This window comes from Polymorphospora sp. NPDC051019 (genome assembly GCF_040683055.1).
GTDB lineage: Bacteria > Actinomycetota > Actinomycetes > Mycobacteriales > Micromonosporaceae > Polymorphospora > Polymorphospora lycopeni.
In genome coordinates, this window is sequence record NZ_JBFBCH010000011.1 from 22,898 (window position 1) to 37,358 (window position 14,461).

The 14,461-nt window shown below is 69.6% G+C and carries 12 protein-coding genes; 9 read left to right on the forward strand and 3 right to left on the reverse strand.

Going from position 1 to position 14,461, the window contains the following annotated elements; translation table 11 throughout:
- Nucleotides 1-40: 40 nt before the first annotated feature.
- The 4 genes from AB0M79_RS20180 (at nucleotide 41) to AB0M79_RS20195 (ending at nucleotide 4,990) form a co-directional block, all read left to right on the forward strand.
- On the forward strand, nucleotides 41-1,774 hold the full coding sequence (locus AB0M79_RS20180) for an ABC transporter substrate-binding protein (protein ID WP_364215691.1): 1,734 nt from the start codon (nucleotides 41-43) through the stop codon (nucleotides 1,772-1,774).
- Between the two features lie 90 nt (nucleotides 1,775-1,864).
- Complete coding sequence (locus tag AB0M79_RS20185; RefSeq protein WP_212822819.1) at nucleotides 1,865-2,854, forward strand: ABC transporter permease; 990 nt, start codon at nucleotides 1,865-1,867, stop codon at nucleotides 2,852-2,854.
- Nucleotides 2,855-2,870: 16 nt separating this feature from the next.
- Entirely contained in the window at nucleotides 2,871-3,953 is a 1,083-nt protein-coding gene (locus AB0M79_RS20190) for an ABC transporter ATP-binding protein (protein ID WP_364215695.1), read from the forward strand.
- Between the two features lie 11 nt (nucleotides 3,954-3,964).
- Nucleotides 3,965-4,990, forward strand: coding sequence for a dipeptide ABC transporter ATP-binding protein (locus AB0M79_RS20195; protein ID WP_364216211.1), 1,026 nt, complete (start codon nucleotides 3,965-3,967; stop codon nucleotides 4,988-4,990).
- A gap of 144 nt (nucleotides 4,991-5,134) precedes the next feature.
- Here the strand turns inward: AB0M79_RS20195 and AB0M79_RS20200 are convergent, their stop codons facing one another.
- Nucleotides 5,135-5,446, reverse strand: a complete 312-nt coding sequence (locus AB0M79_RS20200; RefSeq protein ID WP_364215698.1) for a chorismate mutase — start codon at nucleotides 5,444-5,446, stop codon at nucleotides 5,135-5,137.
- Nucleotides 5,447-5,801: 355 nt separating this feature from the next.
- Here AB0M79_RS20200 and pcrA point away from each other — a divergent pair, with 355 nt between their 5' ends.
- Entirely contained in the window at nucleotides 5,802-8,267 is a 2,466-nt protein-coding gene (pcrA, locus tag AB0M79_RS20205; RefSeq protein ID WP_364215701.1) for a DNA helicase PcrA, read from the forward strand.
- A gap of 125 nt (nucleotides 8,268-8,392) precedes the next feature.
- Here pcrA and AB0M79_RS20210 read toward each other — a convergent pair whose 3' ends face one another.
- Together AB0M79_RS20210 and AB0M79_RS20215 are read right to left on the reverse strand one after the other, a co-directional pair.
- Nucleotides 8,393-9,277: a peptidoglycan DD-metalloendopeptidase family protein gene (locus tag AB0M79_RS20210; protein ID WP_364215704.1), complete on the reverse strand. Its 885-nt coding sequence runs from the start codon at nucleotides 9,275-9,277 to the stop codon at nucleotides 8,393-8,395.
- Nucleotides 9,278-9,564: 287 nt separating this feature from the next.
- Nucleotides 9,565-10,287, reverse strand: a complete 723-nt coding sequence (locus tag AB0M79_RS20215; protein WP_364215707.1) for a M23 family metallopeptidase — start codon at nucleotides 10,285-10,287, stop codon at nucleotides 9,565-9,567.
- Between the two features lie 445 nt (nucleotides 10,288-10,732).
- Between AB0M79_RS20215 and AB0M79_RS20220 the strand changes: the two genes are divergently transcribed.
- The 4 genes from AB0M79_RS20220 (at nucleotide 10,733) to sucD (ending at nucleotide 14,386) form a co-directional block, all read left to right on the forward strand.
- On the forward strand, nucleotides 10,733-11,137 hold the full coding sequence (locus AB0M79_RS20220; protein ID WP_357533965.1) for a cobalamin B12-binding domain-containing protein: 405 nt from the start codon (nucleotides 10,733-10,735) through the stop codon (nucleotides 11,135-11,137).
- 308 nt (nucleotides 11,138-11,445) lie between these two features.
- Nucleotides 11,446-12,099 carry a hypothetical protein gene (locus tag AB0M79_RS20225; RefSeq protein ID WP_364215711.1) on the forward strand — a complete coding sequence of 218 codons (654 nt, stop codon included), beginning with the start codon at nucleotides 11,446-11,448 and terminating at the stop codon, nucleotides 12,097-12,099.
- A 219-nt stretch (nucleotides 12,100-12,318) separates the two neighbouring features.
- Nucleotides 12,319-13,497: an ADP-forming succinate--CoA ligase subunit beta gene (gene sucC, locus AB0M79_RS20230; protein ID WP_364215714.1), complete on the forward strand. Its 1,179-nt coding sequence runs from the start codon at nucleotides 12,319-12,321 to the stop codon at nucleotides 13,495-13,497.
- A 1-nt stretch (nucleotide 13,498) separates the two neighbouring features.
- Nucleotides 13,499-14,386: a succinate--CoA ligase subunit alpha gene (gene sucD, locus AB0M79_RS20235; RefSeq protein ID WP_357533959.1), complete on the forward strand. Its 888-nt coding sequence runs from the start codon at nucleotides 13,499-13,501 to the stop codon at nucleotides 14,384-14,386.
- Nucleotides 14,387-14,461: the final 75 nt, after the last annotated feature.

The following is a 14,461-nucleotide window of genomic DNA, read 5'->3' on the forward strand; positions in this document are numbered from 1 at the left end:
GTGGCCCAGGTGCGGAACGGCAGGAGGGAAGGAGAAAGACGTGCGACGGAAGCTTGGAGCGCTCTCTGCCGGCGTTCTGGCGGTCGCTCTGGTTGCCACGGGTTGCTCGGAGACCACCGATTCCGACAACGGCAACGGAGACGCTGTAGTCCAGACCGGCACCATCGCGACCGACCCCGCCGAGTCCCAGGGCCCGGCGAAGGAGGTTCCCGGCGCCACCAAGGGTGGCGTCGTCAAGATTCTCCACGAGTCCGAATTCGCGCACTTGGACCCGCAGAAGATCTACGTGTCTGACGCGCTGTCCTTCGCGACCCAGTTCGCCCGGACGCTGACCGGCTACAAGGAGGACGGCACCGGCAAGCTGCGGCTGGTCGGCGACCTCGCCACCAACGCCGGTGAGGACGTCAACAGCGACTGCAAGACCTGGAAGTACACGCTGAAGGACGGCCTCAAGTTCGAGGACGGCTCGCCGATCACCGCGCAGGATGTGGTCTACGGCATCTCGCGCTCGTTCGACCCGGACTGGGGCGACGGCCCGCTGTACCTCCAGCAGTGGCTGGCCGACAGCACCGAATACAACACCACCTACAAGGGCCCGTTCCAGTCGGCCGGCGCGCAGGTTCCGGGCGTCACCGTCGAGGGCAACACCATCACCTTCACCTTCGCCAAGCCGCGCTGCGAGACCCCGTACGCGGTGGCCATGCCGACGACCGCTCCGGTCCCGGCCGCGAAGGACACCAAGGCCGACTACGACCTCAAGCCGGTCTCCTCGGGTCCGTACATGATCCAGGAGCACCAGTACGACCAGTTCATCAACATGGTCCGTAACCCGCACTGGGACGCCGCCACCGACCCGATCCGCAACGCCTACCCGGACGGCATCCGGGTCGAGTTCGGCACCAACGCCGAGACCGCGTCCAACCGGATCATCGCGAACGCGCCGGACGACCAGTCGGCGATCATGTGGTCGAACGTGCCGGCGGCCAACCTGCCGAAGACCCAGTCCGGTGAGGTTGCCGAGCGGGTCGCCAAGGGCCCGTCGCAGTACGTCGAGTACCTCTACATCAACAACCTGCGGGTGACCGACCTCAAGGTCCGCCAGGCGCTGAACTACGCGATCGACCGGGACGCGCTCATCAAGCAGACCGGTGGTATCCACTCCTTCGGCGCCACCCTGATGTCGCCGACCCTGTCCGGCTACAAGGACTACAACGCCTACGACGGTGGCCAGACCGGTGACGCCGAGAAGGCCAAGGAACTGCTCGGCGGCCAGACCGTCAAGCTGACCTACGCCTTCCCGAACACCGCCGCCCACCAGAACCGGGCCGCGCTGTACAAGGAGATGCTGGCCAAGGCCGGCTTCGACATCGTGCTGAACCCGCTGGACTCGGCGACCTACTACGCCACGGTCGGCACCAAGAGCAACCAGTTCGACCTGATCCGTGGTGGCTGGGGTGCTGACTGGCCGAGCGCCTCGACGGTCTTCCCAGCCCTGTTCGACGGCCGTTCGATCCGCGACACCGGTAACAACAACCTGGCGTACTTCAACGCCGAGGACGTGAACGCCGAGATCGACCGGATCCAGACGCTGCCGGTCGCCGAGGCCGAGGGCGCCTGGCAGGCGCTCGACGAGAAGATCATGCGGGACCACGCCCCGGTCGTGCCGCTCTGGTACATCGGCAACTACGAGATGTTCGGTTCGAAGATCGGCGGGACGTTCCTCAGCGACTCGTTCGGTCACCTGACCCTCAACACCATCTTCGTCAAGCCGTAAGTAAGTAACAGCGACGGCGGGATGGCCGGACCCCGGCCATCCCGCCGCTCGTCACCGATGACCCGGTGACCGGCCGAAAGTGCTGATTAAATGCTCCGTTTCCTGATAAAGCGTCTGCTCCTGGGAGCGATGACGTTGATCCTGGTCTCGATCGTGGGCTTCGCGCTCTTCTTCATGGTGCCGTCGAGCCCGGCGTACGTCATGTGTGGCAAGAACTGCTCCCCGGAGCGGATCGCGCAGGTCAACGAGAGCCTCGGGCTCGACCGTCCGGCCCACCAGCAGTACGCGGACTTCGTCAAGGGTGTCTTCGTCGGCCGCACCATCGTCGACGCCACCACCGTCCGCGAGTGCCCCGCACCGTGCCTCGGCTACTCGTTCCGTGGTCGCGAGCCGGTCACCGACATGATGAAGCGCTCCTTCCCGGTGACGGCGAGCGTCGTCGGTGGAGCGATGGTCATCTACCTGACCGTCGGCGTCGGACTGGGCATGATCTCCGCGCTGCGGAAGGGCACCTTGTTCGACCGGGGCGCCATCGCACTCTCGCTCGGCTTCGCCTCGACCCAGATCTACACCCTCGGGTTCCTGTTGTTGCTGCTCCTGGTCTACACCCTGGGCGTGCTACCGAATCCGTCATATACCCCGATAACCCAGGATCCGGTGGCCTGGGCGAGTGGTCTGCTGCTGCCGTGGATCACCCTGGGCCTGATCAACTCGGCAGCCTACGCCCGCTTCTCCCGCGCCCAGATGGTGGAGACGCTGTCGGAGGACTTCGTTCGTACCGCCCGGGCCAAGGGGCTGCCGAACCGCACCGTCAACGGCCGGCACGCGCTGCGCGCCGCCATCACCCCGATCGTGACGATCGCCGGCCTGGACCTCGGCGTCCAGTTGGGCGGTGTGCTCATCACCGAGTCGGTCTTCAGCCTGAACGGCATCGGCCGGGCGGCGGTCGAGGCGGTGGGCGAGCTCAACCTGCCGGTGGTCATGGCCACGGTGCTCATCGCGGCCTTCTTCATCGTGACGATGAACATCATCGTCGACATGCTGTACGCCGTCATCGATCCGCGTGTCCGGCTCGGCTGAGGCCAGGGGAGCAGCTATGAGTACTTCGGCCTCCGCCAACACCGCCGCGACCGACGCGGCGAAGGGCCCGTACCTCCAGGTCAAGGACCTGAAGGTGCAGTTCAACACCGAGGACGGCGTGGTCCGCGCGGTCGACGGCATCTCGTTCTCGGTGGAGCGCGGCCGCACCCTCGGCATCGTCGGGGAGTCCGGCTCCGGCAAGTCGGTCACCAGCCTGTCCATCCTCGGCCTGCACAACGCCAAGCGCACCAGGATCTCGGGTGAGATCCAGGTGGGCGGCCGCAACATCGTCGGGATGGCCGACGAACAGGTGCGGCGGCTGCGTGGCCGGGACATGGCCATGATCTTCCAGGATCCGCTGTCGGCTCTGCATCCCTATTACAAGGTGGGGCGGCAGATCGCCGAGGCGTACAAGGTGCACCACCCGTCGGCGTCGAAGGCCGAGGCCAACAAGCGGGCCGTCGAGATGCTCGACCGGGTCGGCATCCCGCAGCCACAGAAGCGGGCCAACGCCTACCCGCACGAGTTCTCCGGCGGCATGCGCCAGCGGGCGATGATCGCGATGGCCCTGGTCAACGACCCCGACCTGCTGATCGCCGACGAGCCGACCACCGCGCTCGACGTGACCGTGCAGGCGCAGATCCTGGACCTGCTCGAGGACCTGCAGAAGGAGTTCAACTCCGCGATCATCATGATCACCCATGACCTCGGCGTGGTCGCCCAGGTCGCCGACGACGTCCTGGTGATGTACGGCGGCCGGGCGGTCGAGTTCGGCAGCACCGAGCAGGTGCTCCGCCGGCCGCAGCACCCGTACACCTGGGGTCTGCTCGCCAGCGTGCCGTCCCTGCACGGTGACGCCGACGCGGAACTCGTGCCGATCAAGGGCAATCCGCCGTCGTTGATCAACCTGCCGTCCGGGTGTGCCTTCAACCCCCGGTGCCGGTACGCCGGACGTAACGGCGACCGCTCCTTCACCGAGGTGCCTGAACTGCGCCAGGTTCAGGAGCGTGGTCACCTGGTGGCCTGCCACCTGTCCGAAGCCGACCGGAAGCGGTACTACGCCGAAGACATCGCACCGTCCGCGGGGGTGGCGCAGTGAGCGACACGACACTGGTCAAGAAGCCGGCCGACGAGGCCGCCGAGGAGAAGCGTCCCGAGCGCGAGCCGCTGCTCGTGGTCAAGGACCTCACCAAGCACTTCCCGGTGCGCGGCGGGCTCTTCGGCAACAGGGAGTTCGTCCGCGCCGTCGACGGGGTGAGCTTCACGGTGGCACCCGGCGAGACCGTCGGGCTCGTCGGCGAGTCCGGCTGCGGCAAGACCACCACCGGCCGCATGCTCGTACGCCTGCTGGAGCCGACCTCGGGCAGCATCGTCTTCGAGGGCAAGGACATCACCCACGCCAAGCGTGGCGGCCTGCGTGCCCTGCGGCAGGACATGCAGATCATCTTCCAGGACCCGTACGCCTCGCTGAACCCGCGGCACACGGTCGGCAACATCATCTCGATGCCCCTGGAGGTCAACGGGATCAACCCGCCGGGTGGGGTGAAGAAGCGGGTCCAGGAACTGCTCGAACTGGTCGGCCTGAATCCCGAGCACTACAACCGCTACCCGCACGAGTTCTCCGGCGGCCAACGCCAGCGAATCGGTATCGCCCGCGCCCTCGCACTCAAGCCGAAGATCATCATCGCCGACGAGCCGGTGTCCGCGCTCGACGTGTCGATCCAGGCCCAGGTCATCAACCTGCTGCGTGAACTGCAGCGGGAGCTGGGGCTGGCGTTCGTGTTCATCGCGCACGACCTGGCCGTGGTCCGGCACTTCTGCCAGCGGATCGGGGTCATGTACCTCGGCAAGCTGGTCGAGCTCGGCGACCGGGAACAGATCTACGAGAAGCCGTCGCATCCGTACACCCGGGCCCTGCTGTCCGCGGTGCCCGACGTGACGAAGCTCGGCACCGGGGGCCGTATCCGGCTGGAGGGCGACGTGCCGACGCCGCTCAACCCGCCGTCCGGCTGCCGGTTCCGTACCCGGTGCTGGAAGGCGCAGGACATCTGCGCCACCGAAGAGCCGCCGCTGACCGTCAAGCCGAGCGGGTCGCTGGCCGCCTGCCACTTCCCGGAGTCCGGCGAGCTGAGCTGACGGGAACGCGCGTATCCGGGGGAGTCGGCCACTGGCCGGCTCCCCCGAGCGGTTTCCGTCGGCCGTACCCGGCGGCGAACCGGCCGGCGGCTGGCCGCGGATCGCCCGGCAGCCCGTTCGGAGCGGGGCGGGGCGAGGGGCCGCTCAGAGCCGGCCGCGACCGGCGCGCAGGATCAGCAGGGCGAGCTGGGTGCCGTCCTCGCCCAGCGCCTCCCGGAACCGTTCCAGGATCTCCCGCTCGCGCGACAGCACCAGGCGGGTGCCGCCCGACGCCATCCGGGTCGCGCCGATCTGTTGGGACAGGGCAGCCCGTTCCTGCCACAGCGCGATGAACTCGGCGTCGATCTCGTTGATCCGGTCGCGCAGTTCTCTGATCTGGTCGGCGGCGGCGGGGGAGTCGGTGCCGGTCTGGTCGCCGCCCGGCGTCTCGGGCTGCGTGGCGAGGTTCGTCGTCATCGGGTGCTCCCTGAGCGGTGAGGTCCCGGGTGTCGTAATCCCGAAGCGAAACGCCCCGGGACTCCGCGAGCCCGGGGCGTTTCGTAGGTCTTCGATCAGGCGTGACCCACGGCTGCCGGACTCCCGGAGCCGTAGTAAAAGTAGAAGCCAGCCTGCTGGATCACGCTGAGAAGTATGCCCACCTCAGCGCGGAGTACGCAACCCGAACCGACCATCTGGTGGGACCGCGGTGGCGGGTACCGGACGGTCCTCGCCGGGGCCCACGGCGGACGCCGGATTCCGGAAGTGACAGGTTTCGTTTCGTCGGCGTGCACGGGGCGGGGATGTCGGACCGCGGGCATAGACTCGCTCTGCGATGCATGCTCTCTTCGAAATCCCGCCGGCCCAGAATTCCCCATCGGCCCAGAACTCCCCATCGGCCCAGAACACGCCACCGGCCCCAGGCACGCCGTCGGCCCAGGGCCGGTCCGCGCCCCACCGGCAGCGCCCGGGGCACGACCCGGAGGCGCTGCTGGCCGGCCTCAACGGGCCGCAGCGTGACGCGGTGACCCATTCGGGCGCACCGCTGCTCATCGTGGCCGGAGCCGGGTCCGGCAAGACCCGCGTGCTGACCAACCGGATCGCCTACCTGCTCGCCGCCCGCGACGTGCACCCCGGCGAGATCATCGCGATCACCTTCACCAACAAGGCCGCCGGGGAGATGAAGGAGCGGGTCGCCGCCCTGGTCGGCGGCCGCGCCCGGTTGATGTGGGTGTCGACGTTCCACTCGGCCTGCGTCCGGATCCTGCGTGCCGAGCACGAGCACGCCGGGCTGAAGTCGACCTTCTCCATCTACGACGCCGACGACTCGCGCCGGCTGATGCAGATGGTGGCCCGCGAACTCGACCTGGACCCCAAGCGCTACCCGGCGCGCGGGCTGGCGACGCAGGTGTCCAACCTCAAGAACGAGCTGATCGACCCCGACGAGTTCGCCGGACGGGCCAAGGGCCCCAACGAGCGGGCCCTGGCCGAGGCATACACCCTCTACCAGCGGCGGCTCAAGGAAGCCCACGCGCTCGACTTCGACGACCTGATCATGACCACGGTGCACCTGCTCCAGTCGCACCCGCACGTCGCCGAGACCTACCGTCGTCGCTTCCGCCACGTGCTCGTCGACGAATACCAGGACACCAACCATGCCCAGTACACCCTGGTCAAGGAGCTGGTGTCGGGCACCGAGGGGGTGCCGCCCGCGGAGCTGTGCGTGGTCGGCGACGCCGACCAGTCGATCTACGCGTTCCGGGGTGCGACGATCCGCAACATCCTGGAGTTCGAGCGGGACTTCACCGACGCGCGCACCATCCTGCTGGAGCAGAACTACCGTTCGACCCAGACGATCCTCAACGCGGCCAACGCGGTCATCGACAACAACTCGTCCCGTAAGCCCAAGCGGCTGTGGAGCGACGAGGGGCCGGGCGAGCGGATCGTCGGCTACGTCGCCGACACCGAGCACGCCGAGGCCGACTGGGTGGCCCGCGAGATCGACCGGCTGTGCGACGACGGTAAGGCCCGCCCGGGTGACGTCGCTGTCTTCTACCGCACCAACGCCCAGTCCCGGGTCTTCGAAGAGGTGTTCATCCGGGTCGGCCTGCCCTACAAGGTGGTCGGCGGCGTCCGGTTCTACGAGCGCAAGGAGGTCCGCGACGCGCTGGCCTACCTGCGGGCGGTGGTCAACGACGACGACACGGTCAGCATCCGGCGCATCCTCAACACCCCGCGCCGGGGGATCGGTGACCGCGCCGAGGCGTGCGTCGAGGCGCTCTCGGCGCGCGACCGCGTCTCCTTCGGCGCCGCGCTGCGCCGGGCCGGCGACGCGCCCGGGATCTCCACCCGGGCCGCCAACTCCATCGCCGACTTCGTACGGCTGCTCGACGACATGCGCGAGCTGGCCGCGACCGCCCCACCCGAAGAGGTGCTGGAGGCGGTGCTGCTCCGCTCGGGCTATCTGACCGAGCTGGAGGAGAGCCTCGACCCGCAGGACGCCGGCCGGGTGGAGAACCTCCAGGAGCTGGTCAGCGTTGCCCGCGAGTTCACCGAGCGGGTCGAGGCGCAGACCGAGGACGGGCCGGGTGCCACCCTCGCCGGTTTCCTGGAGCAGGTGGCGCTGGTCGCCGACGCCGACCAGGTGCCGTCGGACGATCCCGAGCACCAGGGCGTCGTCACGTTGATGACCCTGCACACCGCGAAGGGCCTGGAGTTTCCGGTGGTCTTCCTCAGCGGGCTGGAAGACGGGGTCTTCCCGCACCTGCGGGCTCTCGGCGACACCCGGGAGCTGGAGGAGGAGCGCCGGCTCGCCTACGTGGGCATCACCCGGGCCCGGCAGCGCCTCTACCTGTCGCGGGCGGTCACCCGGTCGGCGTGGGGGCAGCCGGCCTACAACCCGGCGTCGCGTTTCCTGGAGGAGTTGCCGGCCGAGCTGGTGCGCTGGGAGCGCACCGAGGGGTCGTACACCTCGTGGTCCGGCACGGGCGGCGGCGTGGGTGGGCGGTCCGGCGGTGCGGACCGCGGCGGCACCGCGCGCGGTGGCGGCTTCGCCGGCGGTACGCCGCGGGCGGCGCAGCTCGCCGCCCGGCTCGGGATCGACGGCAGCCGGCTGGCGACCGCGAGCGAGTTGCCGAGCGCGCCGAAGGTGGCGGCCGGTGACCGGGTCAACCATCAGCGGTACGGGCTGGGCCGGGTGCTCGCGGTGGAGGGGCACGGTCCGGGCGCCCGGGCCCAGATCGACTTTGGTGACCAGAAGATGTGGCTGGTCCTGCGGCACGCGCCGATCGAGAAGCTCTGACCGGTGCCGGCCGGGATCGCACCCGGCCGGCGTTCAGGACGGGGCGGACCCGGTCCGGTGACCACCGGACCGGGTCTTTCGTCGTGGCCGCCCGCCGCGCCGTGGCCCGGCCGGCGGTTCGCGGCTCAGCAGCCGAGGTCGACGCCGCGCTGCCGCATCCACGGGCCCGGGTCCACCTGGTTCCACATGCCCAGGTGCACCTCGAAGTGCAGGTGCGGGCCGGTCGAGTCGCCGGTCGATCCCTCGTAGCCGATGACCTGGCCGGCGCTGACCCGCTGGCCGACCTCGACCGCGGTGCGGTTCTGGTGGGCGTAGTGCGTGAAGACGTTGTCGCCGTGGTCGATGACCACCGAGATGCCGTAGCCGGCGTAGGCCCAGCCGACGATGGTGACGGTGCCGGCCCCGGCGGCGCGGATCGGGGTGTTCGCCGGCTCGGCGAGGTCGATGCCGGCGTGCAGGGTGCCCCACCGCTGCCCGTAGCAGGAGGTGGTGGCGGCGCCCGGCATCGGGTTGACCCAGTCGGCCTTCGGCGCCGCCGGGGTGGTGGGAGCCGGCGCCGCGGCCCGCTGCGGGGTCGCTGTCGTCCGTGCCGGCGCCGGCGCCGAACTGCTCGGCTCCGGCTGTTCCTCGGCGGGCGTGGCCTGCGGCTTCGGGGCCTCCGCCGTCGGGCTGCCGGCCTGCGCCGGCGCCGTCGGGGCGGGCGCCTCGCGCGCGGACCGGTCGGCCCGCTCGGCGGCACGTTCGCGGTCGCCGGCGTCGGTGGCGACCGGGGCGGCGGCCGGGGTGTCCGTACCGCCGGTGGCGGCCGCGGCGACCCCGGCGAGGCCGATGCCGAGGACGGCGGTGGCGGCGAGGGCGACGGCCGGGCGCCGGCCCTTCAGCAGGTTACGACCGCTGTCGATCAGGTCACCGGCGCCGGGCAGCCGGCGGCCCCTCCGGCGGCGGTGGCGGGCCCCCCGGGAGGCGGGGCGGTCGCCGGCGTTGCTGTCTGGGGGGTTGCTCTCCGACACGGCGGGAACCTCCGTGGTCTTGTGGTGCGGACCCGGAAATGTTGGTTTGGCCGGCGGGCGGGCTGGGCAGGGGGTAGGGCGCGGATCGGGTAGCGGGGCCGTCGGTGGGCATCCGGAGCGGCAGGCTATGCCCGTTTATGCGGTATTACTTCCTGGTACGTGCGGCTCCTCGGTGCGTGACGTCTGTCACTCCAGCCTGTGTGGCGTAGGGAACTTTCACCCAGAGTGATCATGAAAAAACCGCCCATCCTTGTCGGAGTGGGCGGTTAATCGGACAGTGCGTAGGGTCAGGAGGCGACTACGCCGGTATAGATTGCTTCGACTTGTAGCTTGATGTCCACTCCGCGATCCCGCAGATAGGGGATCGGGTCTTTCGGCGTCCCGTTGACATGCACCTCGAGATGTAGGTGCGATCCGAAAGAGTGGCCCGTGCTGCCGACCAGCCCGAGCTTGTCGCCGGCCTTCACCTGCTGCCCCTCCTGGACCAGCAGCTGTGACGAGTGCGCGTAGATCGACTCGGTGCCGTCGCCGTGGTCGAGGATGACCGCGTTTCCGTAGCCGCCGTAGTAGCGGGCCAGCTTGACCTTGCCGTCTCGGATCGCGTGGTAGGGCGTGCCCTCTTCGGCGGCGAGGTCGACGCCGGCGTGCAGCTTGTCCCACCGCATCCCGTACGGGGTGGTGAAGGTGTAGCCGTGCAGCGGCAGCCGCCAGACCTCGGCCTGGTCCTCCATCGAGGTCTCCAGGCCGCCCCGGCCGTCACGGGAGGCGCGCTCGGCGTCCTCGGCCCGTTCGGCGGCCTGCTCGCTGGTGAGAGAGGCTGCCTCCAGGTCGGCGAGGACGGTCGGGCTGACCGACTTCGCGTCCGGCAGGCTCGCCCCGGCGCCGAGAGCGACGACGCCGGCCCCGACGAAGGCGGTGGCGACGACCGCCGCGTAGCGGCTGCGAGGGGGGGTGGGTACGCGTCGACGACCGCGATATCGGTCCGGCTCAGACGACAGGCGCTGGCGCACGCACACCCTCCGTGGTCGGGCAACAAAGGCGGCCGTCACCGGCATCGGTGAACCGGGGGTGAAAGCTTGGTGGCCGCGTCGTCGGCCGGCGCGAACCGGATGACAACCGTGGGACACGGTAACCAACCCCTAGGCACCTCACAAGCCGCACCGCCAAATTGGCGAGGCGAAACTGTGACCGTGCGCCATGGAATGCCTGAATTCGTAACCTTTTGTAGGCCCGCTCGTTAGTAGCGTTCGGTGTTATTGATGATTACGTATCGTATATGTGAGCGATTCAACTCCAATAATGAATTGCCGCCCCCGTAGGGGGTTTCCAGGAGCGTGGCCGCGCTCCGGTCGACGAGGGCGGCGTCGGTCTGCCGGACCCGGTTCCCCGGTCGGGACCGTGGGGGTTACCGTTCGTTCAGGTGGTTTTCCGGTGCCCTGGAGAGGTGTTGCGCTGATGAGCTCTCGAACTCGGGTCGTCGTCGCCAAGCCGGGCCTGGACGGCCACGACCGTGGCGCCAAGGTGGTCGCCCGTGCCCTGCGCGACGCGGGCATGGAGGTCATCTACACCGGGCTGCACCAGACGCCCGAGCAGATCGTCGAGACCGCGATCCAGGAGGACGCCGACGCGATCGGCCTCTCCGTCCTGTCCGGCGCGCACATGACGCTCTTCCGGCGGGTCCTCGAACTTCTCGCCGAGCGCGAGGTCACCGACATGGTGGTGTTCGGCGGCGGCATCATCCCCGAGGCCGACATACCGGAACTCGAACAGCTGGGCGTCGCGAAGATCTTCACGCCCGGGGCGACCACCGGGTCGATCGTCGACTGGGTACGCGACAACGTGACCGAACCCGTCGGCTGATCCGTACCGCGACAGCTCCGCGAGGCCGGGGCGCGCGAGGCCCGGTGCGCAAATGGAGGGAGGGGCCGGACGCACCCCTCACACGTCCGGCCCCTCTATGCGCGATGCCCCGCCGCCACCCCTCGACCGACAGGGCATCGGCCGTATCCGCCGGGCCGCTCCAGCGCGCTCCGACATCAGACTCAACGACGCCCGGTCGGCGGGGTTACGCGCGTCACGGAGAACTTTTCCGGCGATGGCATGATGGGGCCTCGTCATGATCGGTCCGCCGAGCCTGACGCCCCCGAAGACCAAGGTCTGGAGTCACCGTGACCATGCCGCCGCAGCAGCCTCCGGTGCCGCCCGCCGGCTGGCAGCCCGCCCCGGCCGGGCCCCCGCCCGGGGGGTGGCCGCCGCCCCCGCCCGTGCCGGTCACCAAGCGGATCCCGGAGGACCAGCCGTTCATCGTCCGGGCCAGCGCGGGCAAGCGGATTCTCCAGTTCGGCCTGCTCACCCTCTTCGTACTGGCCGTACCGGCGTGCTCGCTCGGGCTGTTGGCGTTTACGAGCGGGGAGAGCGTGCTGCCGATCCTCGGCGTCCTCGGGGCGCTGGCGGTGTTCATGGGGCTGCTCTTCGGGCTGCAGGTCTACCTGCTGGTCTCCGGCGGACCGGTGCTCGCGGTCGGTCCGGCCGGCCTGTGGATCAAGACCCGGCCCACGCGGGGACAGGCGGTGTGGCTGCCGTGGGAGGCGATCGAGCAGATCTACACCCGCCGGTGGGCCTTCGACAAGAACGTCTGCGTCAAGCCACGCGATCCGCGTACGGGTGGCAACCTGGGCGCCTTCACCGCGGTGGACTCCAGCATGCAGCAGTTGGTGTTCGGCACGGGCCTCACGGCGCCGCTGGCCTTCGCCGACCGCCCCGAGCGGGAGATCATGGGCGCCATCGTCCACTTCTCGGCCGGCCGTACGTTCATCCGCTGATCTTCCGGTCGCCGTACGCCCGATCCGCCCGCGACGGGTGGCACCCACGGCAGGGCGTGTGCATTTGAGCACACCGCGCGCCCGCTCGGTTGCCAGCAGTGTGCCCGTCGTTAGGCTGCCCCAAATGGCCTGTCGATGCGGGACCGGCAGGCGTCAACCAATTTCACGCTGGCGACGGCGCGACGGCGCGCCGCGCGGACTAGGACGGGACGCGTAAACGTGGACCTGTACGAGTACCAGGGGCGCGAACTGTTCGACCGGCACGGGCTGCCCGTGCTGGCCGGCGGCGTCGCGACGACCCCGGACGAGGCTCGGGCGATCGCCGAGCGCCTCGGTGGCCGGGTGGTCGTCAAGGCCCAGGTTAAGGTCGGTGGCCGAGGCAAGGCCGGGGGCGTCAAGCTCGCCGACGACGCCGGGGACGCGGTGGCCCGGGCCACCGACATCCTCGGCATGGACATCAAGGGCCACACGGTCCACAAGGTCATGCTGACCGTGACGGCGGACATCGAGCAGGAGTTCTACCTCTCCTACCTGCTCGACCGGTCGAACCGTACGTTCCTGTGCATCGCCAGCGTCGCTGGCGGCATGGACATCGAGCAGGTCGCCGAGGAGACCCCGGAGCGGGTGGCCAAGGTCGCCATCGACGCCAACCGTGGTGTCGACGAGGCGCTGGCCCGCGAGATTGTCGCCAAGGGCGGGTTCCCGGCCGAGGTCGCCGACCAGGTGACCGACATCGCGGTCAAGCTGTGGCAGGCGTTCGTCGCCGAGGACGCCACGCTGGTGGAGGTCAACCCGCTGGCCCGTACGCCCGAGGGCAACGTGCTCTGCCTCGACGCGAAGGTGACGCTCGACGAGAACGCCGCCTTCCGCCACCCCGACCACGAGGCACTGGTCGACCAGGGCAGCGTCGACCCGCTGGAGCAGCGGGCCAAGGAGAAGGACCTCAACTACGTCAAGCTCGACGGCGAGGTCGGCATCATCGGCAACGGCGCGGGCCTGGTCATGTCCACGCTCGACGTGGTCGCGTACGCCGGGGAGAAGCACGGCGGGGTCAAGCCGGCCAACTTCCTCGACATCGGCGGCGGTGCCAGCGCCGCGGTCATGGCCAACGGGCTCGAGATCGTGCTGTCCGACCCGGCGGTCAAGAGCGTCTTCGTGAACGTCTTCGGCGGCATCACCGCCTGCGACGAGGTCGCCAACGGCATCATCCAGGCGCTCGCCCTGCTGGAGCAGCGCGGCGAGAGCGTGACCAAGCCGCTGGTCGTACGGCTCGACGGCAACAACGCCGAGGCGGGCCGGGCGATCCTCGACGCCGCCGCCAACCCGCTCGTGCAGCGGGTGGACACCATGGATGGAGCGGCCGAGCGCGCCGCCGAGCTCGCCGGTGCGGGGGTCTGAGATGGCAATCTGGCTGACCAAGGACTCGAAGGTCATCGTCCAGGGGATGACCGGCTCCGAGGGGTCGAAGCACACCCGCCGGATGCTGGCCGCCGGCACCAACATCGTCGGTGGCGTCAACCCGCGCAAGGCGGGCCAGTCGGTCGACTTCGACGGCACGTCCCTGCCGGTCTTCGCCGGGGTCGCCGACGCGATCAAGGAGACCGGGGCCGACGTCACCGTCATCTTCGTGCCGCCGCAGTTCACCAAGGCGGCCGTGGTCGAGGCGATCGACGCCGAGATCCCGCTCGCCGTGGTCATCACCGAGGGCGTGCCGGTGCACGACACCGCCGCGTTCTGGGCGCACAACGTGGCGTCCGGCAACAAGACCCGCATCATCGGCCCGAACTGCCCCGGCATCGCCTCGCCGGGCCAGTCCAACGCCGGCATCATCCCGGCCGACATCACCCCGGCCGGCCGGATCGGCCTGGTCAGCAAGAGCGGCACGCTGACCTACCAGCTCATGTACGAGCTGCGGGACATCGGCTTCTCCACCAGCGTCGGCATCGGCGGTGACCCGATCATCGGCACCACCCACATCGACGCGCTCGCCGCCTTCCAGGACGACCCGGACACCGACGCCATCGTGATGATCGGTGAGATCGGTGGCGACGCCGAGGAGCGGGCGGCCGACTTCATCAAGGCCAACGTGACCAAGCCGGTGGTCGGCTACATCGCCGGCTTCACCGCGCCGCCCGGAAAGACGATGGGCCACGCCGGCGCCATCATCTCCGGCTCGTCCGGCACCGCCGACGCCAAGAAGGCGGCACTGGAGGCGGCCGGGGTGCGGGTCGGCAAGACGCCGAGCGAGACCGCGCGACTGATGCGCGAGATCATCACCGGCGCCTGAGTGACGTACGGTAACGGGGCCGGCCGTGTGACACGGTCGGCCCCGTTCGTCGTTCGTGGAGTGACCTGGGCGTAG

Excerpts from the sequence above, each read along its gene's own strand:
- pcrA (WP_364215701.1), top strand. The coding sequence starts at position 5,802 with ATGCATGCTCTCTTCGAAATCCCGCCGGCCCAGAATTCCCCATCGGCC.
- AB0M79_RS20185 (WP_212822819.1), top strand. The coding sequence starts at position 1,865 with ATGCTCCGTTTCCTGATAAAGCGTCTGCTCCTGGGAGCGATGACGTTG.
- AB0M79_RS20200 (WP_364215698.1), bottom strand. The coding sequence starts at position 5,446 with ATGACGACGAACCTCGCCACGCAGCCCGAGACGCCGGGCGGCGACCAG.
- sucD (WP_357533959.1), top strand. The coding sequence starts at position 13,499 with ATGGCAATCTGGCTGACCAAGGACTCGAAGGTCATCGTCCAGGGGATG.
- AB0M79_RS20190 (WP_364215695.1), top strand. The coding sequence starts at position 2,871 with ATGAGTACTTCGGCCTCCGCCAACACCGCCGCGACCGACGCGGCGAAG.
- AB0M79_RS20220 (WP_357533965.1), top strand. The coding sequence starts at position 10,733 with ATGAGCTCTCGAACTCGGGTCGTCGTCGCCAAGCCGGGCCTGGACGGC.